Below are 26,309 nucleotides of genomic sequence, written 5' to 3'. Positions count from 1 at the left end.
ATGAGCGGGCAGATGAACGTGGATGTTCTGGTCGTCGGCTCCGGCGCGGCGGGGCTCTCTGCCGCCGTCACCGCCGCGCTCGGCGGCGCCAGCGTACTGGTTGCGGAGAAAGAGTCGGTCATTGGCGGCACCAGCGCCTGGTCCGGCGGCTGGCTGTGGATCCCGCGTAACCCGCTGGCTCGTGAAGAAGGGATTGAAGAAGAGCCGGGCGCGCCGCTCGCTTATTTACGCCATGAAATGGACGGTGAGCCTGCCGATGCGCGTCTGCTTGCCTTCTTACAGTACGGACCGGAGATGATCGACTTTTTCCGCCGCCGTACCGCCGTGCAGTTTCTTTCCGGCAGCAAAATGCCCGATTTTCACGCTTCACCGGGCGCTGCGCTGGGCGGCCGCTCGGTCACGGCGCAGCCTTTTGACGGACGGCTGCTGGGCGACTGGCTGCATCGCCTGCGGCCTCCGCTGGAGACCATCAGCCTTGCGGGTATGGGCATTGCCGGCGGCACGGACATGGCGCACTTTTTCAACGCGACCCGCTCACCGGGCTCGGCGCTGTATGCGACCCGCCGCCTGCTGCGTCACGGCTGGCAGCGGCTACGCGCCGGTCGCGGACAGCATCTGGTTAACGGCAACGCGCTGGTCGCCCGCCTGCTGCGTTCGGCGCTGGATGCGGGGGTTAATTTTCAGCTTAACGCGCCGGTAGAACGTCTGCTTGCCGACAACAACGGCGTTGCAGGCGCGATATTACGCAGCGACGGCGGCGCGCTGGAGGTTCGCGCCGGCGCGGTGATCCTCGCCTGCGGAGGCTTTCCTCACGACAGGCAGCGTCTGGCCGAAAATGTGCCGCACGCCGCCAGCGGCTACGGCCACTTCTCCGCCGCGCCCCCGGGCAATCAGGGGGATGGCATTCGGCTCGGCGAAACGGTCGGCGGCCAGTTTGATACCTCACTCAGGCACGCCATGGCCTGGGCGCCGGTGTCGCGCGTTACCCTCGCCAGCGGACTGCAGCTGCCGTTCCCGCATCTGGTTGAGCGCGCCAAGCCCGGCTTTATTGCCGTGTTGCCCAACGGTAAACGCTTCACCAATGAAGCCGACTCTTATCATGATTTTATTGCCGCGCTGCTGGACGCGACGCCGCCGGACGAAACGCCGCAGGCGTGGCTAATTGCCGACGGCCGTGCGCTGCGGCGCTACGGATTGGGCCATGCTCGCCCCTTCCCGTTTACCCCCGAGGCCTGGCGACGGACCGGCTATCTGTACGTCGGTGAGACGCCGGAAGCGCTGGCGAAAACATGCGCCATCAATCCGCAGCAGCTAACGGAAACGATCGCCCGGTTTAACGGCTTTGTAGACCAGGGAGAGGATAAGGATTTTCAGCGCGGCGCCTCGGCCTATAACCGCGCGCAGGGTGACGCCAGCCGCTCGCCCCACCCCACGCTCGGGAAACTCAGCCATGGGCCTTTTTATGCGGTACGTATATTGCCCGGCTCGCTGGGTTCCTTCAGTGGACTAATCACCGATGAAAATGCCCGTGTTCTCAACGCGCAGCGGCAGCCGATCCAGGGGCTTTTCGCCATCGGCAACGATATGTCGAGCGTGATGCGGGGATTCTATCCCAGCGGCGGTATCACGCTGGGTCCGGCCATGACTTTTGGCTATCTGGTCGGAAAAAACCTGGCAGAAAATCTCAATAAAACAACGCAGTAAAAGCATTCCACCAGGGACGGCAATACGCATAACAACAATCACCTGCAACTGTACTGGAGTCCTTTATGAACATGCGAACCCTCTCACTCGCCGCGCTTACCCTCCTCGACGTTCCGCCGCCGGAACAGGTACGCATTGCGGCCCAGGCCGGATTCACCCACGTTGGTCTGCGCCTGCTTCCCGCAACCCCGTCAGATCCGGATTACGACATGCTCGGCGACACCGCCGCCGTACGCGATACCCTGGCGGCGCTGATGGAAACCGGCGTTCGCGTTTCGGACGTTGAGATCGTCCGCCTGACGCCCGATTTTTCAGTGGACGCTCGTTTGCAGCTTTTTTTTACTACCGCCGCGCGCCTTGGCGCAAAGCAGGTTTTAGTGGCAGGAAACGATGATAACCGCGCGCGCAGCGCGGGAAATCTCGCCCGGCTTGCCGAAGCCGGTCAGGAGCATGGATTAACCATGAACCTGGAGCCCATGCCCTGGACCCACCTGCGCACCATTGCCGAAGCCCGTGCGCTCATCACCGCCAGCGGCCGCAGCGATATCGGTATTTTGATTGACGCTATTCACTTCTGGCGGGCCGGCGAATCCCTGTCCACGATCGCGGCGCTACCGCAAAATTGCCTCAACTATATGCAGCTTTGCGATGCCTTACCGCAACCACCCGCTGACGAGCAGGAGCTGATTTACCAGGCCCGCGCCGCGCGCCAGGTCCCCGGCGAAGGCGGACTCGACCTGCACGGTCTGATGGCGGCGCTTCCGGCCACGCTGCCGGTATCCATCGAGGTCCCGCTAAGCGGCGATCGGGGTGCGCTGCCGGCGCTCGCTCGCGCTCAGCTACTGTTTAATGCCGCGCAGTCCTACCTGCGCCCTTGCGCTTAAGGAGAGTCCCATGACACAGACTCAACGCCTGGACGTCAGGGAGTTAATCAACGCCAATCCGCTAAGCCGCTTTCAGAAGCTGGTGGTGTTTTTAGGCTTCTGCGTTATCGCGCTGGACGGCTTTGATATCGCCATCATGGGATTTATCGCCCCGACGCTGAAGCAGGAATGGGGAGTAAGCAATCACCAACTCGGTTTTGTCATCAGCGCCGCGCTGATAGGCCTGGCGCTGGGGGCCATTTTCTCCGGGCCGCTCGCCGACTGGCTGGGACGGAAAAAAATTATCATTAATAGCGTCTTCTTCTTCGGCTTCTGGACCATCGCCACCGCCCTTTCACAAAATATTGAGCAGATGATGGTTTTCCGCTTCCTGACCGGGCTGGGATTAGGCGCCGCCATGCCGAATATCGGCACCCTGGTGTCAGAGTATGCGCCGGAGCGCCAGCGCTCGTTCCTGATTACGATTATTTTTTGCGGCTTCACCTTTGGCGCGGCGGCGGGCGGTTTCTCCGCATCCTGGCTAATCCCGCAGTTTGGCTGGCACTCGCTGATGCTGCTTGGCGGGATCCTCCCGCTGCTGTTCGCTCCGGTCCTGATCTGGCTGTTACCGGAATCGGTGCGTTTTCTGGTCGTTAAGCGCGCGCCTGCCGAACGTATTCGGCGGATTATGCAACGCCTCTATCCGGGACAAATCCCCGATGAGGCCGAGTTCAGCCTCCCGGCCCAGCCCGTCCAGGCAAATGCCATGCGCATCGTTCTCTCCCGCCAGTATCGCTTCGGTTCGATGATGCTCTGGCTGGTTTACTTTATGGGGCTTTTTTTGGTTTACCTCCTCGGCAGCTGGCTACCGACGCTGGTAAAAGAGGTGGGCTTAACGGTCGGCCAGGCGGCGGTAATGACCGCAATGTACCAGGCTGGGGAACCCTTGGCTCGCTGTTTGCGGGCTGGCTAATGGACCGGATCAACCCACATCGGGCGCTCGGGCTGATTTACGCGGTTGGCGGCCTGTTTACGATGGCGATGGGCTATGCCGCGGCAAGCTTTGCGCTCATCTGCCTGCTGGCGTTTATCAGCGGAGCCTGCTTAAACGGCGCCAATACCGGCATGAACGCGCTCTCCGCCCGCTACTATCCTACCGAAGCACGGGCTACCGGCTCCAGCTGGATGCACGGCGTTGGCCGCATGGGCGCGATCCTGAGCGCCTTTGCCGGGGCGGAGATGCTGGCGCTGAATATCAGCTTCGAAAGCGTTTTCCTGATCCTTGGCATTCCCGCCGCGATAACCGTCGCCGGGCTGGCGGCCAAAGGTATTTTCGCGGCTGGCCCGTCGGCAAGGGCCACCGCGTCAATCGCGCCCGTCAGAAGTACATTTTAAACGTTGACGCTAAGGCAGGCGTGTTTCAAAAACACGCCTGCCCAAAAAAGAAAAATTAATTTCATTTAAATGAATAATGAAAAAGAAAAATGCCATGCAGTATCGATTCACTTCACAAAACCACAGCGCAAAATCATTAAATACATACATGAAAAAAATAAAACATCGTTCAGAAAAACACTTAATAACCTTATCAATCAGAATGGCTTGATAGCTGTAGCCAGAAAAATTACGGCTCAATTTTTACGGTTTTTCGATCCGCCTCGCATATACAGAAATTAAATTCCAAACAAACATTGAAATGAAATAAATATTTCCTTATGTTCTGGCTGATATTCAGGATAAGGTCGTGCCGGTGGAACTGGCGCAGAGGTCCTGACTTGTCCTTCCAGACAAAGGAATTGACCATGAGTGAACAGCAGATTCTTCTCTCTCCCGCGGCAGCACGCGGCGATAAGCTAAGCTGGGCTACCCGAATCGCTTACGGCGGCGGCGATACCGCCTGTAACGTCGTGTTCGGCATGATCGGCACGGTTTTAACCCTGTTTTATACCGACTATGTCGGCATCAGCATCGCCACCGTTGGCCTGGTGATGCTGATCTCACGTCTGTTTGACGGCGTTTCCGATGTCATCATGGGCCTGATGGTGGAACGCACGAACTCTCGCTGGGGTAAATCACGCCCCTGGCTGCTGTGGATGAGCGTGCCCTACGCCGTATCGGCAATTTTACTGTTCACCGTCCCGCAGACCACCGGCACGCTGCAGTTTCTCTATCTGCTGGTCGCCTATAATTTCTGCACCACCGTGTGCTATACCGCCATCAACCTCCCCTACGGCAGCCTCTCTGCGATGATGACCCGCGCCTCCTGGGAAAGGGATATGCTCAGCATCACCCGAATGTCGATGTCGCCTTTTGGTCGTATTCTCGCCGTTGCCTGCACTTTGCCGCTGGTGAAGTACTTTGGCGACGATCAGGCGGCGTGGATCAAAACCATGTCTATTTGGGCTTTTCTGGCGCTGCTGTTGCTGCTGTTTTGCTTTTATAAATGCGAAGAGAAGGTGGTCATCAAAGCGCGAGAGAAACAGGGAAACGTACCGGTAAAAACCCAGCTTTCCGCGCTTTTTCGTAACCAGTACTTCTGGGCCAGCGCCATCCTGTGGACCGCGCAAAGCGTGTACTACACCGTGGTAGGGATCGCGCTGCCTTACTACTGCCGCTACGTGCTCGGTGACGATACCTTCTATAGCTCCATTTTCGTTGCCGAAACCGCCTGCATTATTATTTTCACCTTCCTGAGCTCCGTGCCCATCCGCAAATACGGTAAACGCAACGTTGCCCTCTGCGGCATCGTGCTGGCGACCATCGGCCAGGTGCTGTTTATGTTTAACTCTGATGATTACCACTGGGCGCTGGCAAACGCGATTATTCGCGGTATTGGCTTCGCCCCGCTGAACGCCGTGCTGTTCGGATTCTGCGGCGATGCCGTCGAATTCGGCCAGTGGAAAACGCGCGTCAGACAGGAAGGGATGATCTTCTCCGCCGGTTCCGTTGGGACGAAACTCGGCGCAGGTATTGCCGCCGCGGTTATCTCCGGCCTGCTGAGCATGGCGGGTTACGTCAGCTCCAGCAGCGGCTCCGGCGTTCAGCCGCAAAGCGCTATCGACATGATTAACCACGTTTATCTCTACGGCTCTTTCTTCCTGTGGATCGTGGTCATTATCACCCTGCTGTTTTATCGCCTGGATAAGCAATACCCGCAGATCATGCATGACCTGAAAGAACGCGAAGCCCGTGGCGAGATGTAAAACCTTAGAACCAGGCCCGCGCTCGGCGAGCGCGGGTACACAGAAGAACATCTGAAATCCGTAGGATCTCTATCATTGAGGAGTGCACCATCATGTTAAACGGCATGAAACCCTTATCCCGCTCCCTGCGCTGGGGCATGGTCGGCGGCGGCGGCACCAGCCAGATTGGCTACAGCCACCGCTGTGCGGCGCTTCGCGACAACGTCTTTACTCTGCTCGCCGGCGCGCTTGATATCGATGCCGAGCGCGGTCGTCAATTCGGCGAGCAGCTCGGCATCGCTCCTGAACGCTGCTACGCCGATTACCAAACGCTGTTCGCGGAGGAGGCCAAACGTCCTGACGGCATTGAAGCCGTATCGGTAACGACGCCGAACAATACTCACTTCGCTATCACTAAAGCGGCGCTTGAAGCCGGGCTGCACGTTATTTGCGAAAAACCGCTGTGCTTTACCGCCGACGAAGCGCGCGAGCTGCTGGCGCTAAGCAAAAAGCAGAATAAAATTATCGGCGTCACGTACGGCTATGCCGGGCACCAGATGATCCAGCAGGCGCGGCAGATGATAGCGGAAGGGATGCTCGGCGAGATCCGCATTATTAATATGCAGTTCGCCCACGGTTTTCATAATGAAGCCGTTGAGCTACAGGCTGAATCCACCCGCTGGCGGGTAACGCCCAAATATGCCGGCCCTAGCTATGTGCTGGGGGATCTGGCGACCCATCCGCTATTTATTGCCGAGACGATGGTGCCTAACCTGAACATCACCCGCCTGATGTGCGCGCGTCAAAGCTTCGTCAAATCTCGCGCGCCGCTGGAAGATAACGCCTTTGTGCTGATGGAATATAACAACGGCGCCGTTGGCTCACTGTGGACCAGCGCGGTCAACAGCGGCGCGATGCACTCGCAAAAAGTCCGCGTCATTGGCGAAAAAGCCAGCATCGAATGGTGGGATGAGCGTCCAAATCAGCTCAGCTATGAGGTACAGGGCGAACCGGCTCGCGTCCTCGAGCGCGGGATGCCCTATCTCAGCCAGCAGGCGCTGGCGGACGACCGCATTGGCGGCGGTCACCCTGAAGGGCTGTTCGAGGCGTGGGCCAACCTCTATCGCCGCTACGCTATCGCCATTGACGCGATGGATCGCGGGGACCAGGCGTTCCTGGAGACCTTCTGGTATCCGGACGTCGAAGCCGGTCTTCACGGCGTTTACTGGGTTGAGCAGTGCGTCAAATCCGCCGACGCAGGCGGCCAGTGGGTTGACTTTAACTGCCAATAACCGCTGAACACCAGTGGAGGCCCCTCCACTGGTTTTTTCTTTCTACCGTACTCACCTCATCATGCAACACAGTCGTAATATCTGTTAAACAAACATTTATTTACGCTTCTGTTTCCCCCCACTACACTATGCGCAGTTTTTATATTGAGGTGGTAATGAACGATAATAAAATGACGCCAGGCGAACTGCGTGCGACCTGGGGTTTGGGGACCGTATTCTCTTTGCGCATGCTCGGCATGTTTATGGTCCTGCCGGTTCTGACCACTTACGGCATGGCGTTACAGGGCGCAAGCGAAGCCCTTATCGGACTGGCAATTGGTATTTACGGGCTGGCCCAGGCGCTATTCCAGATACCTTTCGGGCTGCTTTCTGACCGCATTGGCCGTAAGCCGCTGATCGTCGGCGGCCTGTTAATCTTCGTTGTCGGCAGCGTTATCGCCGCGCTTTCTGACTCTATCTGGGGCATTATTCTTGGCCGCGCGCTGCAGGGCTCCGGGGCGATTGCCGCCGCGGTCATGGCGCTGCTTTCCGATTTAACCCGCGAGCAAAACCGCACTAAAGCCATGGCGTTTATCGGCGTCAGCTTTGGCGTCACCTTTGCTATCGCCATGGTTCTCGGGCCTGTCGTTACCCACCAGCTCGGCCTGCACGCCCTGTTCTGGATGATTGCTGTTCTGGCGACGCTCGGCATCCTGCTGACGCTATGGGTGGTGCCGAACAGCCAGAATCACGTGCTGAACCGCGAGTCCGGTATGGTGAAAGGCTGCTTCAGCAAAGTTCTTGCTGAGCCAAAACTCCTGAAGCTCAATTTCGGCATTATGTGCCTGCATATCATGCTGATGTCCACGTTTGTCGCTCTGCCGGGCCAGCTTGAGGCCGCCGGTTTCCCCGCCGCCGAGCACTGGAAAATCTATCTGGCCACCATGCTGGTCTCATTTGTCGCGGTGGTGCCGTTTATTATCTACGCCGAAGTGAAGCGCAAAATGAAGCGCGTCTTTCTGCTGTGCGTCGCCATCCTGCTGATTGCTGAAATCGTACTCTGGGGTGCCGGAGGCTATTTCTGGGAGCTGGTCGCCGGCGTTCAGCTATTTTTCCTCGCGTTTAACCTGCTGGAAGCGCTGCTGCCGTCGTTAATCAGTAAAGAATCACCGGCCGGATATAAAGGCACCGCGATGGGCATTTACTCCACCAGCCAGTTCCTTGGCGTGGCCATCGGCGGAGCGCTCGGCGGCTGGGTGGATGGCTTTTTTGATTCGCAAACCGTCTTCCTGCTCGGCGCCCTGCTGGCGATGCTGTGGCTGCTGGTGGCCAGCACCATGAGCGAGCCGCCGTACGTTAGCAGCCTGCGGGTCGAGATCCCGGAGGATATCGCCGCGGACAAAATGCTCGAGGCGCGCTTACGGGCTAAAGAGGGCGTCAAAGAGGTGCTGGTGATTAGCGAAGAGCGTTCGGTGTATATCAAAATCGACAGCAAGATCACTAACCGCTTTGAAATTGAGCAGGCAATCAAAGGGATATAAAAGCGAGCACCTTTGTACAGGCAGGCAAAAACGGTTCTGAGCGGTGCTTTGTGTCCTGCCGGGCGGCGGCTAACGCCGTGCCCGGCCGACAGACGGGACTCTTTTAATCGCGGAAGTTTTCGAACTGGAACGGCTGGCCTAAATCACCGCCGCGCACCAGCGCCATAACCGCCTGCAGGTCGTCGCGAGATTTACCGGTAACGCGAATCTCTTCGCCCTGGATCTGCGCCTGTACTTTCAGCTTGCTGTCTTTAATCAGCTTGACGATTTTTTTCTGCGTCGCGCTCTCAATGCCCTGCTTCAGCTTCGCATCGACAAACCAGGTTTTACCGCTGTGCACGAACTCGTCCGGCACTTCGATAGAACTGCCCTCAATTCCGCGTTTCAGCAGCTTGGCGCGCAGAATATCCAACAGCTGGTTAATCTGGAAATCAGACTCGCTGAGTACCTTGATGGTCTCGTTTTTTTCGTTCAGCTCAAAGCTCGCTTCGACGTTACGGAAATCAAAACGCGATTCAACTTCGCGGGTCGCGTTCTCTACGGCGTTTCGAACTTCCTGAAGATCGACTTCAGAGACAATATCGAAAGATGGCATCTTTTCCTCTCCTTCAGTTTCTTTTGCGTTGCATAATACCCGCAACGCGACATAACTCAACTTGTTATCCCGAAAGGATAACTGATAACGCTATACTTTAGCCATGAGCACCTGATGCAGCACTCACAGGTGAGGAGGAATAATGAAAGTAACCGTACTCGGATGCGGTGCACTGGGACAGTTATGGCTAACTGCGCTGTACAAACACGGACATGAAGTCCAGGGCTGGTTACGCGTCCCACAGCCATTCTGTAGCGTCAATGTGATTGAAACCGACGGCAGCGTGTTTAATGAATCGTTTACCGCTAACGATCCTGATTTTCTCGCCAGCAGCGACCTGCTGCTGGTCACCCTCAAAGCCTGGCAGGTCTCTAACGCGGTAAAAAACCTGAGCGCCATCCTGCCGTCGTCAGTACCTGTTCTGCTCATGCACAACGGTATGGGTACCGTTGACGAGCTTAAGAGCCTCAAACAGCCGCTGCTTCTGGCTTCGACAACGCAGGCGGCCCGCCGCGACGGCAACGTAATCGTCCACGTCGCCAACGGCACCAGCCATATTGGCCCAGCGAAAGCCTACCCTGAGGATTATAGCTATCTCGCCGATGTACTGCAGAGCGTGCTGCCCGACGTCGCCTGGCATAACAATATCTACCCCGCGACCTGGAGCAAGCTGGCGGTAAACTGTGTGATTAACCCGCTGACGGCGTTAAAAAACTGTCAGAACGGCGATTTACGCGAATACCCGCAGGAGGTCGCCGCAATTTGTTATGAAGTTGCGGCGGTGATGGATCGCGAGGGGATGCATACCTCGCCGGAAAACCTGTTATTCTATGTACATCAGGTTATTGAAAGTACGGCAGAAAATACCTCCTCCATGCTGCAGGATATTCTCGCCCAGCGCCATACGGAAATCGACTATATCACCGGTTATCTGTTAAAACGCGCCCGAGCCCACGGTATCGCCGTACCTGAGAATACCCGCCTGTTTGAACTGGTAAAGCGTAAGGAGAATGAATATGAGCGCGTCGGCACTGATTTGCCTCGCCCCTGGTAGCGAAGAGACCGAAGCGGTCACCACCATTGATTTACTCGTTCGCGGAGGAGTAAAGGTCACGACCGCCAGCGTTGCCAGCGATGGCAGCCTGACCATTGTCTGCTCGCGCGGCGTTAAGCTACTGGCCGATGCGCCGCTGGTCGAAGTGGCCGATGGCGATTTCGATATCCTTGTTCTGCCCGGCGGCATTAAGGGTGCGGAGTGCTTTCGCGACAGCCCGCTGCTGGTTGAAACAGTACGTCAATTCCATCTTTCCGGGCGCATCGTTGCGGCGATTTGCGCCGCGGCGCCGACCGTGCTGGTGCCGCACAACCTTTTCCCCATCGGCAATATGACCGGCTTTCCGGCGCTGAAAGAACGCATTCCCGCCGAGCAGTGGCAGGATAAGCGCGTCGTCTGGGACGCTCGCGTTAAGCTGCTCACCAGCCAGGGGCCGGGAACCTCAATTGATTTCGCCTTGAAGATGATCGACCTGCTGGTTGGACGCGAAAAAGCGCACGAAGTCGCTTCACAGCTGGTGATGGCGGCAGGAATTTATAACTACTACGAATAAATGCAAAACGGCAACCCAGGGTTGCCGTTTTCATGATTACGCCTTGCTCCTGAAGAACTAGGGGCGATATACCTTCACGTTTTCAAAGCCCTGCTCGCGCAGATACAGCGCCTGCAGGCGGCTCATCACCCCACGCTCGCACCACAGCAGCCAGGTTTTACTCTGGTCGAGATCGCCAAATTTGGTGCTCAGCTTATAGAACGGCAGAGAAACCACGTCCACGCCTTCCACCTTCAGCGGCTTATCGTCCTGCTCGTCGATAGAGCGGATATCGAGGATCGCGTCGTCAGGGCCAAAACCGCTGACGGTTTCCACTTCCACTACGTCCTGCTCGGTCTGCTGAGCGATATCGCGGATATCAATGTTGCTCGCTTCCGCCACCACTTTCTCAAGGATGCTGAAATCGAAGTGCTCTTCTTCCGCCTCGATCTTCGCCTTCACCGCTTTCACGGTGGGGCTCTTCGAGATAACGCCGCAGTATTCCGGCATGGTGCGGGCAAAATCTTCAGTGCCGATTTCACGCGCGAGGTCAATAATGTGCTCTTTATCGTGCGAAATCAGCGGACGCAGAATCAGCGTATCCGAGACGTTGTCGATCAGGCGCAGGTTGGTCAGCGTCTGGCTGGAAACCTGGCCTAACGCCTCGCCGGTGACCAGCGCCTGGACGCCGTAGCGCTCGGCGACTTTTGACGCCGCGCGCACCATCATGCGCTTGAGCACCACGCCCATCTGACCGTCGTCGACTTTCTCCAGGATCTCACCCACCACCGGCTCGAAGTTAATCGCCACGAAGCGCACGCGGTGTGAGCTGCCGAAGCGGTTCCACAGATAGTGCGCGACCTGACGCACGCCGATTTCATGGGCCGCGCCGCCGAGGTTAAAGAAGCAGTAATGCACGCGGCAGCCGCGGCGCATCAGCATATAGCTGGAAACGCCGGAGTCGAAACCGCCGGAAATGAGCGACAGCACGTCTTCCTGGGTGCCGATCGGGAAACCGCCGATACCTTCGTAGCGCCCTTTAACCAGCAGCAGGCGATCGTTTTCGATCTCGAGGTTAACCGTCACATCGGGATCGGTCAGCTTCACTCGCGCCGTTTCAATATGCTGGTTCAAACCGCCGCCGACGTAGCGCTCCACTTCGATTGAGGTAAACTCATGCTTACCGCGACGCTTAACGCGCACGCAGAACGTTTTACCTTCCAGCGCGTCACGCCACAGCGGCAGCGTCTGCTCGAAAATATCGTGCAGGGAGGTATAAGGAACGTCTTCGACTTCCAGAATATGGTGGATACCGGGGATACGGGTCAGGGCATCGCGAATCGCCGGACGCTGGTTTTCATCCTTCGCCCGGACCTCGATATGATCCCAGTGACGAACGACGGCAAGCGTCTCATCATAGTTTTTGAGAACGTTACGAATGTTCCCGGTTAAAATTTTAATGAAGCGCAATCGCACAGATTGGCTTTTGATGGTGATTTCCGGGAACAATTTAATGATAAACTTCATGGCGACACTATTCGTTGGCAAGCCCGACGGGGCTTTAAGCATAAAAAGTTGTACAGGCGCGACTGGCGTCTGCATCCAGGGCGCGGAGTATACCACTATTGGACGCTTTTCACCTGGCATTGCGCGTTATTTGATTAACCGCGCGACTTCGTTACCATATTGATAGCCATCGAGACATTACAAGAGTCTATATTCACTATGCCAAAGAAAAATGAGGCCCCGGCCAGCTTTGAAACCGCCCTGGGCGAGCTGGAGCAAATTGTTAATCGTCTGGAAAGCGGCTCGCTGCCGTTAGAAGAAGCGCTCGGCGAATTCGAGCGCGGGATCCAGCTGGCGCGCCAGGGGCAGGCAAAGCTGCAGCAGGCCGAACAGCGCGTACAAATTCTGCTGGCGGATAGCGAAGACGCGCCGCTTACCCCTTTTACGCCGGACGCTGAATAAATGGACTTCCCGCAACAGCTACAGGCGTGCGTCGAGCAGGCTAACGAAGCGCTGCGCCGTTTTATCGCTCCGCAGCCCTTTCAGAACACTCCGCTGGTCGAAGCCATGCAGTATGGCGCACTATTAGGCGGCAAACGCCTGCGCCCGTTCCTGGTTTACGCGACCGGCGATATGTTTGGCGTTAGCCGCGCTACGCTGGATGCCCCTGCCGCCGCCGTCGAATGCATCCATGCCTATTCGCTGATGCACGATGACCTCCCGGCGATGGACGATGACGATTTACGCCGCGGCCAGCCGACCTGCCATATAAAATTCGGCGAAGCGAACGCAATTCTTGCCGGAGACGCCCTACAAACGCTGGCGTTTTCTATACTGAGTGATGCGCCGATGCCGGAAGTGCCGGATCGCGATCGCCTGGCGATGATTTCTGAGCTGGCCCAGGCCAGCGGCATCGCGGGTATGTGCGGCGGTCAGGCGCTGGATCTGGAAGCGGAAGGCCATCAGGTTGATCTGACGTCGCTGGAGCGAATTCACCGCCATAAGACCGGCGCGTTGATTCGCGCCGCGGTACGAATGGGCGCGCTGAGCGCAGGTGAAGCCGGACGCAGGGCGCTACCCGCTCTCGATCGATACGCCGAGAACATCGGTCTCGCCTTCCAGGTCCAGGATGACATTCTCGACGTGGTAGGGGATACTGCCACACTTGGCAAACGTCAGGGAGCCGACCAGCAGCTGGGCAAAAGTACCTACCCCGCCCTTTTGGGACTCGAGCAAGCCCGGAAAAAGGCCTTTGACCTGATTACCGACGCCCGCCGGTCGTTAACTGAGCTGGCCGCGCAATCTCTGGATACCACGGCACTGGAAGCGCTCGCGAATTACATAATTCAGCGTGATAAATAAACAATAAATGAGTCTCTGATGAGTTTTGATATTGCCAAATACCCGACCCTGGCGCTGGTGGATTCCACCCAGGAGTTGCGTTTGTTGCCGAAAGATAGCCTGCCGAAACTGTGCGACGAACTGCGGCGTTATCTGCTGGACAGCGTCAGCCGCTCCAGCGGACACTTTGCCTCCGGGCTCGGTACGGTAGAACTAACCGTGGCGCTGCACTACGTCTACAACACGCCTTTCGATCGCCTGATCTGGGACGTCGGCCACCAGGCTTACCCGCATAAAATTCTGACCGGACGCCGCGATCGGATTGGCACCATCCGCCAGAAAGGCGGGCTGCACCCCTTCCCGTGGCGCGGAGAAAGCGAGTATGACGTCCTGAGCGTCGGCCACTCGTCGACCTCCATCTCTGCCGGAATCGGCATAGCTATCGCCGCAGCCAAAGAGGATAAGCAGCGCCGCGCGGTTTGCGTAATCGGCGACGGGGCGATAACCGCCGGGATGGCGTTTGAAGCGATGAACCACGCTGGCGATATCAAACCCGATCTGCTGGTGGTGCTCAACGACAACGAAATGTCGATCTCCGAGAACGTCGGTGCGCTAAACAATCATCTGGCGCAGCTGCTCTCCGGCAAACTCTACTCCACGCTGCGCGAAGGCGGCAAAAAGGTCTTCTCTGGCGTGCCGCCGATTAAAGAGCTGCTCAAACGCACCGAGGAACATATCAAAGGGATGGTGGTTCCGGGGACCCTGTTTGAAGAGCTGGGCTTTAACTACATTGGGCCGGTGGACGGTCATGATGTTATCGGTCTGGTAAATACGCTGAAGAATATGCGCGACCTGAAAGGGCCGCAGTTCCTGCATATTATGACCAAAAAAGGCCGCGGCTATGAGCCCGCCGAAAAAGACCCGATCACCTTCCACGCGGTGCCAAAATTCGATCACACCAGCGGCGTGCTGCCGAAAAGCAGCGGCGGCCTGCCCTCTTACTCGAAAATCTTTGGCGACTGGCTGTGCGAAACCGCCGCGAAAGATGACAAGCTGATGGCCGTCACGCCAGCGATGCGCGAAGGTTCCGGGATGGTCGAGTTCTCGAAAAAATACCCCGACCAGTATTTCGACGTGGCCATTGCCGAGCAGCACGCGGTGACCTTTGCCGCCGGCCTGGCGATCGGCGGCTATAAGCCGGTGGTGGCGATCTACTCCACCTTCCTGCAGCGCGCCTACGATCAGGTGATTCACGATGTCGCCATCCAGAAGCTGCCGGTGCTGTTCGCTATCGACCGTGCGGGTATCGTCGGCGCCGATGGGCAAACCCATCAGGGCGCGTTTGATATCTCCTTCCTGCGCTGCATTCCTGACATGGTCATCATGACCCCCAGCGATGAGAACGAGTGCCGCCAGATGCTGTATACCGGTTATCACTACAACGACGGCCCGAGCGCGGTGCGCTATCCGCGCGGCTCCGGTACCGGCGCGGCCTTTGAACCGCTGGCCTCGCTGCCTATCGGTAAAGGCGTAGTGAAACGCGAAGGTGAAAAAATCGCGATTCTGAACTTCGGCACGCTGCTGCCGCAGGCGGCAAAAGTCGCGGAAAAGCTTAACGCCACCCTGGTGGATATGCGCTTTGCCAAACCGCTGGATGAAGCGCTGGTGCTACAGCTGGCCGCAGAACACGAAGTGCTGGTCACCCTGGAAGAGAATGCCATTATGGGCGGTGCGGGCAGCGGCGTGAATGAGCTGCTGATGTCCCGCCGCCGCGCGATTCCTGTGCTCAATCTCGGCCTGCCTGATTTCTTTATCCCGCAGGGAACCCAGGAAGAAGCGCACGCCGACCTCGGCCTGGACGCCGCCGGAATAGAAGCCAAAATCCACGCCTGGCTGGCATAATTGCCGCCACCGCTCCTGCTATGCTTAAAGGATACCCTTTACCCGTAGCAGGAGCGCACTATGCACTATATCCCTCTTGGCGATACCGATCTCCGCGTTTCCCGACTCTGCCTCGGCTGTATGACCTTTGGCGAACCGGACCGCGGTAACCATGCATGGACCTTACCGGAAGAGAGCAGCCGCCCGCTGATAAAATACGCCCTCGAGGGCGGCATTAACTTCTTCGACACCTCGAATAACTACTCTGACGGCAGCAGCGAAGAGATCCTCGGACGCGCGCTGCGTGAGTATGCCCGTCGCGATTCCGTGATCGTCGCCACCAAGGTTTACCATCAGGTGGGCGATCTGCCGCAGGGACTGTCGCGCGCGCAGATCCTGCGCTCCATTGACGACAGCCTGCGCCGCCTCGGCATGGAGTATGTCGATCTGCTGCAAATTCATCGCTGGGATTACACCACGCCCATTGAAGAAACTCTCGAAGCGCTAAACGACGTCGTCAAGGCGGGTAAAGCCCGCTATATCGGCGCATCGTCAATGCATGCCCGCCAGTTTGCCCAGGCGTTAGCGCTACAGCGGCAGAATAACTGGGCCCGCTTCGTCACCATGCAGGATCACTACAATCTGATTTATCGTGAAGAAGAAAACGAAATGCTGCCGCTGTGCAGCCGTGAAGGCGTCGCGGTGATGCCGTGGAGTCCGCTGGCGCGCGGTCGCCTGACCCGTCCGTGGGGGGAAACCACCGCCCGTCTGGTATCCGATGAAGTCGGTAAGGCGCTCTACAATGCCACTGATGAGAATGATGAACTGATCGCGACAAACCTGGCCGAAGTCGCGGAAGAGCTTGACGCCAACCGCGCGCAGGTGGCGCTGGCCTGGCTATTGAGCAAGCCGGGCGTGGCCGCGCCGATTATCGGCGCCTCAAGGCAGGAGCAGCTGGATGAGCTGCTGCATGCGGTCGATTTAACGCTGACGCCGGATCAGATTGAAAAGCTGGAGACGCCGTATAAACCGCACCCGATTGTGGGGTTCAAGTAACGCGCGGTTCCCTGCCGATTCCCGGCTCGCGCTGCGCTTAGCCGGGCTACAGGTTCACCAGCATCTGCTGACGACGAGTTCACCACCGCCTCCGGGAAAAGCCTGCCTGCTCGATTTCCCAGAGGCGCCAGGCCAGCCGGGCCAGACTGGTTTAAAAAAGACCAATCGGCCAGTGGTGGCCAATCACGTACAGCACCCCGGCGGAAATCACCCCGGCGACAATATCGTCCACCATGATCCCCATCCCGCCGTGGATATTGCGGTCGAACCAGCGGATGGGCCACGGCTTCCACATATCAAAGAGGCGGAAAATCACAAATCCAGCGGCGACCCACTGCCAGTCCATCGTCGGTAGAGCCATCAGGGTGATCCACATCCCAACAAACTCATCCCAGACAATGCTGCCATGATCGTGGGTACCCATATCTTTCGCCGTACGGTGGCAAATATAGACGCCAATGCAGATGCTCATCATCACCGCCAGCGAATAGAGCTGCCAGGGGAGTAAGGTCAGCAAATACCAGAAGGGGATCGACGCCAGCGATCCCATAGTGCCGGGAACCACGGGGCTAAGGCCGCTGCCAAATCCCGTTGCCAGCAGATGCCAGGGATTGCTCATCTTCAGACGGCTTTTCGCCACATCTCTACTACGCGCCAAAATGATCGTATCCCTTAAAATCGAACGTGACGGGCTTACCTTCGCGTGTGAACTGCAGACCTTCCGATTCCGGCAGGATCTGCCCAATGCAGGTAAAACGCGCGCCGAGGTTGGCAAGGGCCACGTCCAGCGCCCCGCGATTGAGTTCAGGTACGGTAAAGCACAGCTCGTAATCTTCACCGCCGGAGAGCGCCCAGCGCAGCGCCTGCTCAGGCTCAACCTGGCGCAGCATCGCATCCGAGAACGGCATCGCATCAAGATCGACGCGCGCGCCGCAGCCGCTGGCCTTGAGAATATGCCCCAGGTCAGAAATCAGGCCGTCGGAGAGATCGATGGCGGCGTTCGCCAAATCGCGCAGCGCCTGCCCCTGCAGAACCCGCGGCAGCGGACGCAGATGGCGCGCCAGGAGATAATCCGCGTCGGCGTCATCTTCAACCTGCAGCCGATCCTGCAAAATCGCCAGACCCGCGGCGCTGTCTCCCGGCGTGCCGGTGACGTAAATCCAGTCGCCATGCTTTGCCCCGGAGCGCTTCAAAGCGCGTCCCGTCGGCACATAGCCGTGAATACCCAGCGTCATCGACAGCGGTCCGCGCGTGGTATCGCCGCCAATGAGCTGCATATCGTAATAATTAAGCTGCACGAACAGGCTGTCGCTAAAGGCCTCAAGCCAGGCTTCGTCCGCTTCCGGCAGGGTCAGGGCCAGGGTTAGCCACGCCGGTTCAGCGCCCATTGCCGCCAGGTCGCTCAGGTTGACCGCCAGCGCTTTATAGGCGAGGTCGGCAGGGTCAATATCGGGTAAAAAATGGTTTCCCGCCACCAGGGTGTCGGTGCTGATTGCCAGCGTTTTTTTCTCGGGGATGTTCAGGAGCGCGCAGTCGTCGCCAATGCCGGTTTCAACATCAAGACGTGCGCTTTTTACGCGATCAAAATAACGGGCAATCAGGGAAAATTCGCCGCATGCCATACGTTATGCCTCAGAAAAAGAAAAGAATAAGGCCGGTTTGCAGAAGTGAGACTCTGCAAAAACCGGCCCTGGAATTTACTTTTTGTTGGGACGAATTACCGGGGCAGCTTTGTCCAGCACGCCGTTGACAAACTTATGGCTATCTTCAGCGCCAAAGGTTTTCGCCAGTTCGATGGCTTCGTTAATCGCAACTTTGTACGGTACATCGCTACGCTTTGACAGCTCAAACAGTGCGATACGCAGCACCGCTTTTTCCACCTGACCCAGCTCGTCCAGCAGACGAGAAAGATACGGCTTCATCAGGCCGTCGAGATACGCGCTGTTAGTCGCCACTCCGGACAGCAGTTCGCGGAAATACAGAACGTCTACATCTTTCACATCCTGTTCCGCCAGGAACTGGTATTCGACATCAGCGATGTCGTTTTTGGACAACTGCCAGGAGTAAAGCGCCTGGACAGCACACTCACGGGCGCGGCGACGAGCAGCAGGTTTCACGGAATTCCCCTTACAAAAATCAGGCCTTGATGGCTTTCAATACGTTAATCATTTCCAGCGCGGTCAACGCGGCTTCAGCGCCTTTGTTACCGGCTTTGGTGCCAGCGCGTTCGATGGCTTGTTCAATACTTTCTGTGGTCAGAACACCGAAGGCTACCGGGATTCCGCTGTCCTGAGCGACGTGCGCCAGGCCATTGCTTGCACCGCCAGCCACATATTCAAAGTGCGCGGTGCCGCCACGGATAACGGTACCCAGCGCGATCACTGCGTCATACTTACCGGTTTTCGCCAGTGCGTCAGCCGCCAGCGGCAGCTCATACGCGCCTGGAACCCAAACCACGGTAATGTTTTCATCTTTGACCTGGCCAATACGCTTCAGGGCGTCAATCGCGCCATCCAGCAGGCTGTCGTTGATAAAGTTGTTGAAACGCGCGATGGTGATGGCGACGCGAGCGTCCGGGGTAGCAACGTTAGCTTCAATAATGTTCATACTCTTCCTTCGGGTTCAGTTCATTTGGCCCCGCAAGGGGGGCGGATTCTATCATAATAATCGGCGCACTGCTTTCCCTTTTGTCCGGGGAAATCAAGCGTTCACTAAATGCAGGCAAATATCCGGGCCTACATGACGTATCTCATTGAATTTGAAATGGGGTGCTTGCTCAAGTTTCTCAAGCCCCGGCAGTACACATAATCCGCGCGCATCGCTGCCTAACAGTTTAGGCGCAATATAGATGATAAGCTCGTCCACCAGCCCGGCCTCCAGCAGCGCGCCGGCAAGGGTGGGGCCTGCTTCCACCCAGATCGAGTTAATTTGCTGTTTGCCCAGCAGCATCATCAGGACCACCAGGTCCAGGCGACCGTTATGCTCCGGCACCAGCAGCGTGCGTACGTTCTCCGGCCACTGGCGTTCATCTGCACGGGTACGGGCAAACAGCGTTTCACCCGCCTGCTCCACGATACGATGCTGCGGCGTGACGCGATTCTGACTATCGATAACGATACGCAAAGGCTGGCGCAGCTTTTCCTGCGGGTACAGCGCCTGAGTGTCGGCGTTGAGCTCGTCCCAGCGTACGGTTAGCGCCGGGTCATCCGCCAGCACCGTCGCGCTGCTGGTCAGGATGGCGTGGTTTTGCGCGCGCAGGCGCTGCACATCGCGCCGCGCCTGCGGTGAGGTGATCCACTGGCTCTCTCCGCTGGCCATCGCCGTGCGCCCATCCAGCGATGCGCCCATTTTTAACTGAATCCAGGGAAAACCGGTGCGCATCCGCTTAAGAAAACCTTTATTCAGCGCCTCGGCTTCGTTCATCATCAGCCCGTGACTGACGTCGACCCCTTCCTGCTGCAAACGGTACAAACCGCGACCCGCGACCTGCGGGTTCGGATCCTGCATCGCCGCAACCACGCGGGTCACCCCTGCGGCAATCAGCGCCTCGCAGCACGGCGGCGTTCGCCCGTGATGGCTACAGGGCTCCAGCGTGACGTACGCCGTCGCGCCTTTCGCTTTTTCGCCCGCCATGCGCAGCGCGTGCACTTCCGCGTGCGGTTCACCGGCGCGATAGTGAAAACCTTCGCCGACGATCTGGCCATCTTTAACGATCACGCAGCCGACATTCGGGTTTGGGTGCGTGGTGAAGCGTCCGCGCGCGGCCAGCTTCAGCGCTCGCGCCATGTATATTTCATCCTGCATGGGCTCAGTCCTGTAAGCGGGCGATCTCTTCGCCAAACTCTTTGATATCTTCGAAGCTGCGATAGACGGAAGCAAAGCGGATGTAGGCGACTTTATCGAGCTTTTTCAGCTGTTCCATCACCAGGTTGCCGATCATTTTGCTCGGCACTTCCCGCTCGCCGGTCCCGCGCAGGTGGGTTTTTATATGGTTAACCGCCATTTCGACATCGTCTGAGCTGACCGGGCGCTTCTCCAGCGCTTTCAGCATACCGCTGCGCAGTTTGTCCTCATTAAAAGGCTCGCGCACGTCGTTGCTTTTTACGACTCGCGGCATCACCAGTTCCGCCACTTCAAACGTCGTAAAACGTTCATTACAGACCAGACACTGACGACGACGACGCACGGAAGAGCCCTCGCCCACCAGACGAGAGTCGATAACTTTGGTATCTACGGCGAAACAGAAAGGGCAATGCATGGCGCGTCCTGACATGTAGTTAAACTAACGGGTAGTTTACCGCGAAGTGACCCGACAACAAAGAAAGAGCTTTTGAGACAAAGGATCTATAGTGCGATTATCCGATCGGTCTACCATTAAGCATCCTCTGTTAACGGAATCCCAACTATGACAAGACGTTATTTAAAGCTGGCCATTGTGGGTAGCATTTTCACCCTCAGCGCCTGCGCGCAGCAAAGCGAAATCCGCCAGATGAACCAGAGCGTGAGCACCCTGAGCAAAGAGATGACCCAGCTCAATCAGCAAACGGTAAAAATTACTCAGCAAAACGTTCTGAACGCGAAATCAAACAGCGGCGTATACCTGCTGCCGGAGGCGAAAACGCCAGCTCGCCTGAAAAGCCAGATTGGTACGCTGCGCATGTCGCTGCTCAATATCGCGCCGGATGGCGACGGTACCCGCCTGACCCTGCGTATCCAGGGTGAATCAAACGATCCGCTGCCGGCCTTTAGCGCGACGGTCGCCTCCGGGCAGATCAGCGGCACCACCGATAGCTATCAGGAAGTTAACGTACAAAATCAGCTGATTAGCGCGCCGGCAAGCGTTCTGGCGCCGAGCGACGTCGATATTCCGCTACGCCTGAATGGCACGCCCGAGCAGGTTGGCTTTGTCCGCATCCACGATATCCAGCCCGCAAACACGCCGTAACGCCCTCAGCCGGATGCCCTGAACATCCGGCTCCCCTCCCCTCATGCTAATCCACTTACAGATTTTCCATTCAGTTCACTAAAAATTGCCAGAATTTATGAATTTCGGTGGCATTCCCGCAAGAAATGCATAAAATCGTGAACGCAATCGATTACGCATGTGTTCGTTATGTGAAACAACACATATTTTTGTGAGCAATGATTCCTATAATAGACGCCACAGAAATACGAAATATTTAGAAACGCTTCGGCGCTTCTTTTAACGCCTTCAGGCTTAATTTAAACAGTGGCATCATTATGAAAAAAACATTACTGGCAGCCGGCGCAGCTCTGGCGCTCTCCGCATCTTTCTCTGCCAGCGCGGCAGAAAACGACAAACCGCAATACCTGTCTGATTGGTGGCACCAGAGTGTAAACGTGGTGGGCAGCTACCACACTCGTTTTGGGCCGCAGATCCGTAACGATACTTATCTGGAATATGAAGCGTTCGCCAAGAAAGACTGGTTTGATTTCTATGGCTATATGGATGCTCCGGTATTCTTCGGTGGTAACACCAACGCGAAAGGTATCTGGAACCACGGTTCCCCGCTGTTTATGGAAATTGAGCCGCGCTTCTCCATCGACAAACTGACCGGTACCGACCTCAGCTTCGGCCCGTTCAAAGAGTGGTATTTCGCTAACAACTATATCTACGACATGGGCCGCAACAAGTCCGGTCGTCAGAGCACCTGGTATATGGGTCTGGGTACCGATATCGATACCGGCCTGCCGATGAGCCTCTCGCTCAACGTCTATGCGAAATATCAGTGGCAAAACTATGGCGCATCAAACGAGAACGAGTGGGACGGCTACCGCTTCAAAGTGAAATACTTCGTGCCGCTGACCGACCTGTGGGGCGGTTCACTGAGCTATATCGGCTTCACCAACTTTGACTGGGGCTCCGATCTGGGCGATGACAACGCTTATGATTTGAACGGTAAGCATTCACGCACCAGCAACTCCATCGCGTCCAGCCATATCCTGGCGCTGAACTACGATCACTGGCACTACTCCGTCGTGGCGCGTTACTTCCACAACGGCGGCCAGTGGGCGGATGACGCGAAGCTGAACTTCGGCGACGGCGACTTTAACGTCCGTTCTACCGGCTGGGGTGGTTACTTCGTGGTCGGCTACAACTTCTAATCGGCTCGATGATCCCCGGCAACTACGCCGGGGATCATAAAAGCTAACGCTCTTCGCATCTCACCTTACGCAAGAAATCACTCAATGAGCGATCGGCTCGTTCGCTGAAATGACGCCCGGTGGCGGAAATCTCCAGGCAGCGGTCAAGGCGAAAACAGCGATAATCTTCCCGCAGTTCGCACCAGGTCACCAGCAGCCAGCGCTCGCCCCAGAAAAAAAGCCCCAGCGGCAGTACGTCACGCTGCGACACGTTTCCCGCTTCATCGCGATAGCGCAGCCCCAGCGCCTGCTGGGCGGAGACTGCCCGATGCACTATATCAAACTGATCTTTACTATAGCCCTGCGCACCAAAGTCCGGTGCGAACACGCGCGACTGCTCCGCCTTGCGCCGGCTCTCGGCAGGCAAAATAGCCAGCACTTTTTCCTGCGCCGACTCCAGCGCCTGGGACAGCGAGGCGCCGCCCCAGGTTTGCAGCAGCCGTATAGCGGCCATCAGCGCTTCCGATTCCTGGGTTGTTAGCATCAGCGGCGGTAGGTCATAGCCTGCCAGCAGCCGGTAGCCGCTCCCGGCTTCCCCCTCAACCGGGACGCCGGAGAGCGAGAGGTCGCGAATGTCGCGGTAGATGGTGCGCTCTGACACGCCGAGCCGCTCGGCCAGCAGCCCGGCGGTGGTTAATCTCCTCCCGCGCAGGATCTGGACGATTTGAAAAAGGCGGTCGGCGCGTCGGCTCATTTCTGTTGTCTCATTTACGCGGGTTGGTGAAGGCCAATCCGATTACCCTCACTGTCAATAAACAGGGCAATCGTGCCGATATCGTCCGCCAGCTCAAGGGGGCCAAACACGCAGCTTCCGCCCGCCGAGTTGACGCGATCGAGCGTGGCCGCCAGATTGTCAGTATGCAGATAGATAATACATCCCTGATCGGAGGGCTTAACGCCATCGAACTTTGCCAGCGCGCCGCCGGGAGCCGGATCCTCATGCGGGAAAACGGCCATCTCGATGCAATCCATTTTTTCCCGACGCAGCGTCACCTGCATCACCGGCTCGTAAAACGCCACGGCACGATCCATCTCCGCAACCGGGATCTCAAACCAGTTAATTACGTTGTTCATACATCCTCCTGTCCATTGTTTGGGTTCAGGAGGAGTGTAAGACAGGCCTACTGACAGCATTGTGTCAGTATGGTGCGCACACCAGCGCGCGCTCGGGACTCAGCAGCCACGGACGCAGGTATCCCACGGTACTGGAAAATGGCAGCACCTCTTCAGGAAGCACAATGCCAAGCTGCTCGCCGATATACAAGCGCCGGGCGACGATACGCTGCCAGAGTTCGGGATAGCGCTGCGCCAGCTCCCGACGCAACGCGCTATCGGCAAGCGCCACGGTATCTTCAATGCTTGCGCCGCCGTAGCCCGGGCGGGAAGGAATGATGTCGATTTGCAGTATCATCCCGCTTTGCAGGCAGGCGGTTGAATGGGGGCCAATGGGCGAACAGAGCCACTCCTCATCCGCGACCAGATGCCCCGGATTCAGGTGCCAGTGATATTCCGCCTTCGGCAACGCCTGCTCTATCAGCGCATACATATCGCCGCCGCGCATGCCGATGCGCAGATTTTCCAGCCAGTTCACCACCGCGTTGAAATAGGGCTTCGCCACGACCTCGAGATAATCAGCCACCTCGGGCGCCAGTTCGCTCTCATCGGCCACCACGTAGGCGGCGCGGCTGCTCAGGCCGCCTTTGAAGCCGGTGGTCAGCGAGAATTTATCTCCGCGCTGAATCACCTTATCGCCCGGATAAAGATTCGCCCAGGCGAAGCGCTCGCCGGTAGCGGCAATCATCACCACGCTATTAGGCTGCCCTTCCGCCGCCAGCAGCGCGCCGATTTGCTTTTCCGTTTTACCCGGCGCAACGGCGTTAAGCGCGGTGAGAATCGCGGTGGAAGCCAGATTTGCGCCGTACTCATAGTGCGCCAGCTCGTTGGCATTATTGGTGACTCGCGCTCCGCTTGCCGGGTCGATAAAAATGCCGGTGGCGTTAGTTAATCTTGCCTGCGGGCCGGCGGCCTGGCGAATAGCGTCCACGATAAAGGCAGGCAGATCGAACATCTGCGCGCGGTCATCCGCCGCGCCGGTAAAGAGCTTCCAGCCCGCCAGGCCAATTCGGTTTTCCGCCGCAACGCCTGCCTCCTGAAGCCGCTGAGCCAGCGTTTTACCGGTTTCCATCGGCTGATTGGGCAGCGAAAACCACGGGGCGTGAATCACACGGTTTTCCAGCCGGGCATGGCCTGCCAGCTTGAGATTCTCGTTACCCAGCACCAGCACCGCTTCACCGTCCCGATGCAGCACCAGCAGCGCCTCTTCGAAACGGGGAATAAAGCCGGTGAGATACTCAAAGTTGCCGCCGTGCTCTTTGTCGGCATAGACGATAAGCGTGTCTACGCCGGACTGACGCATATTTGCCAGCACCCTGGACTTGCGCAGCCGCAGCGTGTCGTCGTTAAGCGTAACGGAAGGCACATCGTGCCAGAGCGGGGGTTGAGGAACGGTGGAAAGCGTTACGACAGCCATCGGCATTTCTCCATGTCATTGCGTGCTGATACGGGAGAGTAACCAAAATCCGGGCGGCTGTAATAAAAAAATCCCGGCCTTGCGACCGGGATTCGTTTTATCGCTACGCGATTGCCTTACGGCAGAATTGACGGCTGATCCGCCCCTTCTTTCTCGACTTTCTGCTGCAGCATGTGCTCGCGCTTCATGCCCAGCTTCAGCGCCAGCGCGGACGCGACGTAGATAGAAGAAGCCGTACCGATGGAGACACCGATGAGCATGGTCAGCGAGAAGCCTTCCAGAATCGGACCGCCGAAGAGGTACAGCATCAGGATAACCATCAAGGTTGTCCCGGAGGTGATCAAGGTACGGTGCAGCGTTTGCGTCAACGACACGTTAAAGATTTCGTACGGCGTACCGCGGCGAATCTTGCGGAAGTTTTCACGAATACGGTCGGATACCACGATACTGTCGTTCAGCGAGTAGCCGATAACCGACATCAACGAGGCCACAATGGTCAGGTCGATCTCGATATGCAGTAGCGACAGCACGCCCATGGTGATCACCACGTCGTGCGCCAGCGCGATAACCACCCCTGCCGCCAGACGCCACTCAAAGCGGAAGCCGACGTAGATCAGGATACATACCAGCGCGGCTATCAGCGCCAGCGCGCCGGTCTGCGCAAGGTCCGCGCCAACGCTCGGCCCCACAAACTCAATACGTTTGACCGTCGCGTTCTGGCTGGTCGAGTCGTTAATCACGCTAACGACCTTGCTGCCCAGCTCCTGGCTGCCGTTGGCGTCATGCACCGGCGGCATACGCACCATGATGTCGCGGCTGCTGCCGAAGTTTTGCAGCTGCGGCTCTTCAAAGCCCGCCTTCTGCAGCGACTGACGCACCTGATCCATATCGACAGGTTTTTCGAGGGTAATCTCAATCACCGTACCGCCGGTGAAATCCAGACCCCAGTTAAACCCGCGCACGCCAATAATAGCGATGGACAAAATCAGCAGAAAACCTGAAATGCCGAAAGCCCAGTAGTCCCAGCGCATAAAGTCCCAGACTTTACGGCCGTGGTTCAATTGTTCAACAGTATATTCCTGTGCCAC

Annotated in this window: 25 protein-coding genes and 1 pseudogene; 14 read left to right on the top strand and 12 right to left on the bottom strand. The window is 57.5% G+C overall.

Features of this window, described 5'->3' with window-relative positions; translation table 11 throughout:
* The 6 genes and pseudogenes from CDA56_RS20040 to CDA56_RS20005 all read left to right on the top strand — a co-directional run bounded on the left by CDA56_RS20040 (position 1) and on the right by CDA56_RS20005 (position 8,561).
* Positions 1-1,704, top strand: a complete 1,704-nt coding sequence (locus CDA56_RS20040) for an FAD-dependent oxidoreductase (protein WP_103814802.1) — start codon at positions 1-3, stop codon at positions 1,702-1,704.
* A gap of 65 nt (positions 1,705-1,769) precedes the next feature.
* Positions 1,770-2,588 (top strand): sugar phosphate isomerase/epimerase family protein, encoded by an 819-nt coding sequence (locus tag CDA56_RS20035; protein ID WP_103814799.1) that lies wholly within the window; start codon positions 1,770-1,772, stop codon positions 2,586-2,588.
* A gap of 10 nt (positions 2,589-2,598) precedes the next feature.
* Positions 2,599-3,962, top strand: a pseudogene (locus CDA56_RS20030) (MFS transporter).
* Positions 3,963-4,369: 407 nt separating this feature from the next.
* Positions 4,370-5,770: an MFS transporter gene (locus tag CDA56_RS20015; protein ID WP_004129763.1), complete on the top strand. Its 1,401-nt coding sequence runs from the start codon at positions 4,370-4,372 to the stop codon at positions 5,768-5,770.
* 92 nt (positions 5,771-5,862) lie between these two features.
* A complete protein-coding gene (locus tag CDA56_RS20010; protein ID WP_047724313.1) occupies positions 5,863-7,041 on the top strand; it encodes a Gfo/Idh/MocA family protein in 1,179 nt (392 codons plus the stop codon).
* Between the two features lie 155 nt (positions 7,042-7,196).
* Positions 7,197-8,561 (top strand): MFS transporter, encoded by a 1,365-nt coding sequence (locus CDA56_RS20005; RefSeq protein WP_064357976.1) that lies wholly within the window; start codon positions 7,197-7,199, stop codon positions 8,559-8,561.
* Between the two features lie 103 nt (positions 8,562-8,664).
* Here CDA56_RS20005 and CDA56_RS20000 read toward each other — a convergent pair whose 3' ends face one another.
* Entirely contained in the window at positions 8,665-9,156 is a 492-nt protein-coding gene (locus CDA56_RS20000; protein WP_104011394.1) for a YajQ family cyclic di-GMP-binding protein, read from the bottom strand.
* A 142-nt stretch (positions 9,157-9,298) separates the two neighbouring features.
* Here CDA56_RS20000 and panE point away from each other — a divergent pair, with 142 nt between their 5' ends.
* Both panE and yajL read left to right on the top strand, forming a co-directional pair.
* Positions 9,299-10,210, top strand: coding sequence for a 2-dehydropantoate 2-reductase (gene panE / locus CDA56_RS19995; RefSeq protein WP_004848223.1), 912 nt, complete (start codon positions 9,299-9,301; stop codon positions 10,208-10,210).
* Entirely contained in the window at positions 10,173-10,763 is a 591-nt protein-coding gene (yajL, locus tag CDA56_RS19990; RefSeq protein WP_004848222.1) for a protein deglycase YajL, read from the top strand. Before panE ends, yajL begins: the two co-directional genes overlap by 38 nt.
* A 57-nt stretch (positions 10,764-10,820) precedes the next feature.
* Here yajL and thiI read toward each other — a convergent pair whose 3' ends face one another.
* Positions 10,821-12,269 (bottom strand): tRNA uracil 4-sulfurtransferase ThiI, encoded by a 1,449-nt coding sequence (thiI, locus tag CDA56_RS19985; protein ID WP_014228166.1) that lies wholly within the window; start codon positions 12,267-12,269, stop codon positions 10,821-10,823.
* Between the two features lie 198 nt (positions 12,270-12,467).
* On the opposite strand from thiI, the gene xseB reads away from it, so the two are divergent.
* Genes xseB through CDA56_RS19965 form a run of 4 tightly spaced genes read left to right on the top strand, consistent with a single transcriptional unit; the run spans position 12,468 to position 16,526 of the window.
* A complete protein-coding gene (xseB, locus tag CDA56_RS19980) occupies positions 12,468-12,710 on the top strand; it encodes an exodeoxyribonuclease VII small subunit (RefSeq protein ID WP_004099468.1) in 243 nt (80 codons plus the stop codon).
* Positions 12,711-13,610: a (2E,6E)-farnesyl diphosphate synthase gene (ispA, locus tag CDA56_RS19975; RefSeq protein WP_004848218.1), complete on the top strand. Its 900-nt coding sequence runs from the start codon at positions 12,711-12,713 to the stop codon at positions 13,608-13,610.
* An 18-nt stretch (positions 13,611-13,628) separates the two neighbouring features.
* Positions 13,629-15,491, top strand: coding sequence for a 1-deoxy-D-xylulose-5-phosphate synthase (gene dxs / locus CDA56_RS19970; RefSeq protein WP_025107179.1), 1,863 nt, complete (start codon positions 13,629-13,631; stop codon positions 15,489-15,491).
* A gap of 60 nt (positions 15,492-15,551) precedes the next feature.
* Positions 15,552-16,526 (top strand): aldo/keto reductase, encoded by a 975-nt coding sequence (locus tag CDA56_RS19965; protein ID WP_014228165.1) that lies wholly within the window; start codon positions 15,552-15,554, stop codon positions 16,524-16,526.
* 151 nt (positions 16,527-16,677) lie between these two features.
* Here the strand turns inward: CDA56_RS19965 and pgpA are convergent, their stop codons facing one another.
* From pgpA to nrdR, 6 genes are all read right to left on the bottom strand, one after another.
* The gene (pgpA, locus tag CDA56_RS19960) at positions 16,678-17,184 is read right to left on the bottom strand and encodes a phosphatidylglycerophosphatase A (RefSeq protein WP_004133926.1); all 507 of its coding nucleotides are present in this window, start codon (positions 17,182-17,184) and stop codon (positions 16,678-16,680) included.
* Positions 17,174-18,148: a thiamine-phosphate kinase gene (gene thiL, locus CDA56_RS19955; protein ID WP_014228164.1), complete on the bottom strand. Its 975-nt coding sequence runs from the start codon at positions 18,146-18,148 to the stop codon at positions 17,174-17,176. Before thiL ends, pgpA begins: the two co-directional genes overlap by 11 nt.
* 75 nt (positions 18,149-18,223) lie before the next feature.
* The gene (gene nusB, locus CDA56_RS19950) at positions 18,224-18,643 is read right to left on the bottom strand and encodes a transcription antitermination factor NusB (RefSeq protein WP_004099457.1); all 420 of its coding nucleotides are present in this window, start codon (positions 18,641-18,643) and stop codon (positions 18,224-18,226) included.
* 19 nt (positions 18,644-18,662) lie between these two features.
* On the bottom strand, positions 18,663-19,133 hold the full coding sequence (gene ribH, locus CDA56_RS19945) for a 6,7-dimethyl-8-ribityllumazine synthase (protein ID WP_004129690.1): 471 nt from the start codon (positions 19,131-19,133) through the stop codon (positions 18,663-18,665).
* 93 nt (positions 19,134-19,226) lie between these two features.
* Positions 19,227-20,330: a bifunctional diaminohydroxyphosphoribosylaminopyrimidine deaminase/5-amino-6-(5-phosphoribosylamino)uracil reductase RibD gene (ribD, locus tag CDA56_RS19940; protein ID WP_103814797.1), complete on the bottom strand. Its 1,104-nt coding sequence runs from the start codon at positions 20,328-20,330 to the stop codon at positions 19,227-19,229.
* Positions 20,331-20,334: 4 nt separating this feature from the next.
* Positions 20,335-20,784 (bottom strand): transcriptional regulator NrdR, encoded by a 450-nt coding sequence (gene nrdR / locus CDA56_RS19935; RefSeq protein WP_014228162.1) that lies wholly within the window; start codon positions 20,782-20,784, stop codon positions 20,335-20,337.
* 147 nt (positions 20,785-20,931) lie between these two features.
* On the opposite strand from nrdR, the gene CDA56_RS19930 reads away from it, so the two are divergent.
* Positions 20,932-21,471: a SadB/YajI family lipoprotein gene (locus CDA56_RS19930; RefSeq protein WP_103814795.1), complete on the top strand. Its 540-nt coding sequence runs from the start codon at positions 20,932-20,934 to the stop codon at positions 21,469-21,471.
* Between the two features lie 296 nt (positions 21,472-21,767).
* On the top strand, positions 21,768-22,652 hold the full coding sequence (locus CDA56_RS19925) for a nucleoside-specific channel-forming protein Tsx (protein ID WP_004848202.1): 885 nt from the start codon (positions 21,768-21,770) through the stop codon (positions 22,650-22,652).
* A gap of 43 nt (positions 22,653-22,695) precedes the next feature.
* On the opposite strand, the gene CDA56_RS19920 is transcribed toward CDA56_RS19925, so the two are convergent.
* The 4 genes from CDA56_RS19920 to secF form a co-directional block, all read right to left on the bottom strand.
* Complete coding sequence (locus CDA56_RS19920) at positions 22,696-23,385, bottom strand: helix-turn-helix transcriptional regulator (protein ID WP_014228161.1); 690 nt, start codon at positions 23,383-23,385, stop codon at positions 22,696-22,698.
* 14 nt (positions 23,386-23,399) lie between these two features.
* The gene (locus tag CDA56_RS19915; RefSeq protein ID WP_014228160.1) at positions 23,400-23,765 is read right to left on the bottom strand and encodes a VOC family protein; all 366 of its coding nucleotides are present in this window, start codon (positions 23,763-23,765) and stop codon (positions 23,400-23,402) included.
* Between the two features lie 64 nt (positions 23,766-23,829).
* Positions 23,830-25,221 carry a M24 family metallopeptidase gene (locus tag CDA56_RS19910; RefSeq protein ID WP_048261401.1) on the bottom strand — a complete coding sequence of 464 codons (1,392 nt, stop codon included), beginning with the start codon at positions 25,219-25,221 and terminating at the stop codon, positions 23,830-23,832.
* Positions 25,222-25,337: 116 nt separating this feature from the next.
* Positions 25,338-26,309 carry a protein translocase subunit SecF gene (secF, locus tag CDA56_RS19905; protein WP_004848195.1) on the bottom strand — a complete coding sequence of 324 codons (972 nt, stop codon included), beginning with the start codon at positions 26,307-26,309 and terminating at the stop codon, positions 25,338-25,340.

Origin of the sequence: Klebsiella michiganensis (assembly GCF_002925905.1) — a bacterium.
Lineage (GTDB): Bacteria > Pseudomonadota > Gammaproteobacteria > Enterobacterales > Enterobacteriaceae > Klebsiella > Klebsiella michiganensis.
The sequence above is the reverse complement of the archived record's forward strand: the minus strand, read 5'-3'. Positions and strand labels throughout refer to the sequence as shown.

Excerpts from the sequence above, each read along its gene's own strand:
- CDA56_RS20000 (WP_104011394.1), bottom strand. The coding sequence starts at position 9,156 with ATGCCATCTTTCGATATTGTCTCTGAAGTCGATCTTCAGGAAGTTCGA.
- CDA56_RS19925 (WP_004848202.1), top strand. The coding sequence starts at position 21,768 with ATGAAAAAAACATTACTGGCAGCCGGCGCAGCTCTGGCGCTCTCCGCA.
- xseB (WP_004099468.1), top strand. The coding sequence starts at position 12,468 with ATGCCAAAGAAAAATGAGGCCCCGGCCAGCTTTGAAACCGCCCTGGGC.
- CDA56_RS20010 (WP_047724313.1), top strand. The coding sequence starts at position 5,863 with ATGTTAAACGGCATGAAACCCTTATCCCGCTCCCTGCGCTGGGGCATG.
- CDA56_RS20040 (WP_103814802.1), top strand. The coding sequence starts at position 1 with ATGAGCGGGCAGATGAACGTGGATGTTCTGGTCGTCGGCTCCGGCGCG.
- CDA56_RS19915 (WP_014228160.1), bottom strand. The coding sequence starts at position 23,765 with ATGAACAACGTAATTAACTGGTTTGAGATCCCGGTTGCGGAGATGGAT.
- CDA56_RS19965 (WP_014228165.1), top strand. The coding sequence starts at position 15,552 with ATGCACTATATCCCTCTTGGCGATACCGATCTCCGCGTTTCCCGACTC.
- CDA56_RS20005 (WP_064357976.1), top strand. The coding sequence starts at position 7,197 with ATGAACGATAATAAAATGACGCCAGGCGAACTGCGTGCGACCTGGGGT.
- thiI (WP_014228166.1), bottom strand. The coding sequence starts at position 12,269 with ATGAAGTTTATCATTAAATTGTTCCCGGAAATCACCATCAAAAGCCAA.
- nrdR (WP_014228162.1), bottom strand. The coding sequence starts at position 20,784 with ATGCATTGCCCTTTCTGTTTCGCCGTAGATACCAAAGTTATCGACTCT.
- CDA56_RS19910 (WP_048261401.1), bottom strand. The coding sequence starts at position 25,221 with ATGGCTGTCGTAACGCTTTCCACCGTTCCTCAACCCCCGCTCTGGCAC.
- ribD (WP_103814797.1), bottom strand. The coding sequence starts at position 20,330 with ATGCAGGATGAAATATACATGGCGCGAGCGCTGAAGCTGGCCGCGCGC.
- CDA56_RS19930 (WP_103814795.1), top strand. The coding sequence starts at position 20,932 with ATGACAAGACGTTATTTAAAGCTGGCCATTGTGGGTAGCATTTTCACC.
- dxs (WP_025107179.1), top strand. The coding sequence starts at position 13,629 with ATGAGTTTTGATATTGCCAAATACCCGACCCTGGCGCTGGTGGATTCC.
- panE (WP_004848223.1), top strand. The coding sequence starts at position 9,299 with ATGAAAGTAACCGTACTCGGATGCGGTGCACTGGGACAGTTATGGCTA.
- thiL (WP_014228164.1), bottom strand. The coding sequence starts at position 18,148 with ATGGCATGCGGCGAATTTTCCCTGATTGCCCGTTATTTTGATCGCGTA.
- CDA56_RS20015 (WP_004129763.1), top strand. The coding sequence starts at position 4,370 with ATGAGTGAACAGCAGATTCTTCTCTCTCCCGCGGCAGCACGCGGCGAT.
- yajL (WP_004848222.1), top strand. The coding sequence starts at position 10,173 with ATGAGCGCGTCGGCACTGATTTGCCTCGCCCCTGGTAGCGAAGAGACC.
- ribH (WP_004129690.1), bottom strand. The coding sequence starts at position 19,133 with ATGAACATTATTGAAGCTAACGTTGCTACCCCGGACGCTCGCGTCGCC.
- CDA56_RS19920 (WP_014228161.1), bottom strand. The coding sequence starts at position 23,385 with ATGAGCCGACGCGCCGACCGCCTTTTTCAAATCGTCCAGATCCTGCGC.
- CDA56_RS20035 (WP_103814799.1), top strand. The coding sequence starts at position 1,770 with ATGAACATGCGAACCCTCTCACTCGCCGCGCTTACCCTCCTCGACGTT.
- ispA (WP_004848218.1), top strand. The coding sequence starts at position 12,711 with ATGGACTTCCCGCAACAGCTACAGGCGTGCGTCGAGCAGGCTAACGAA.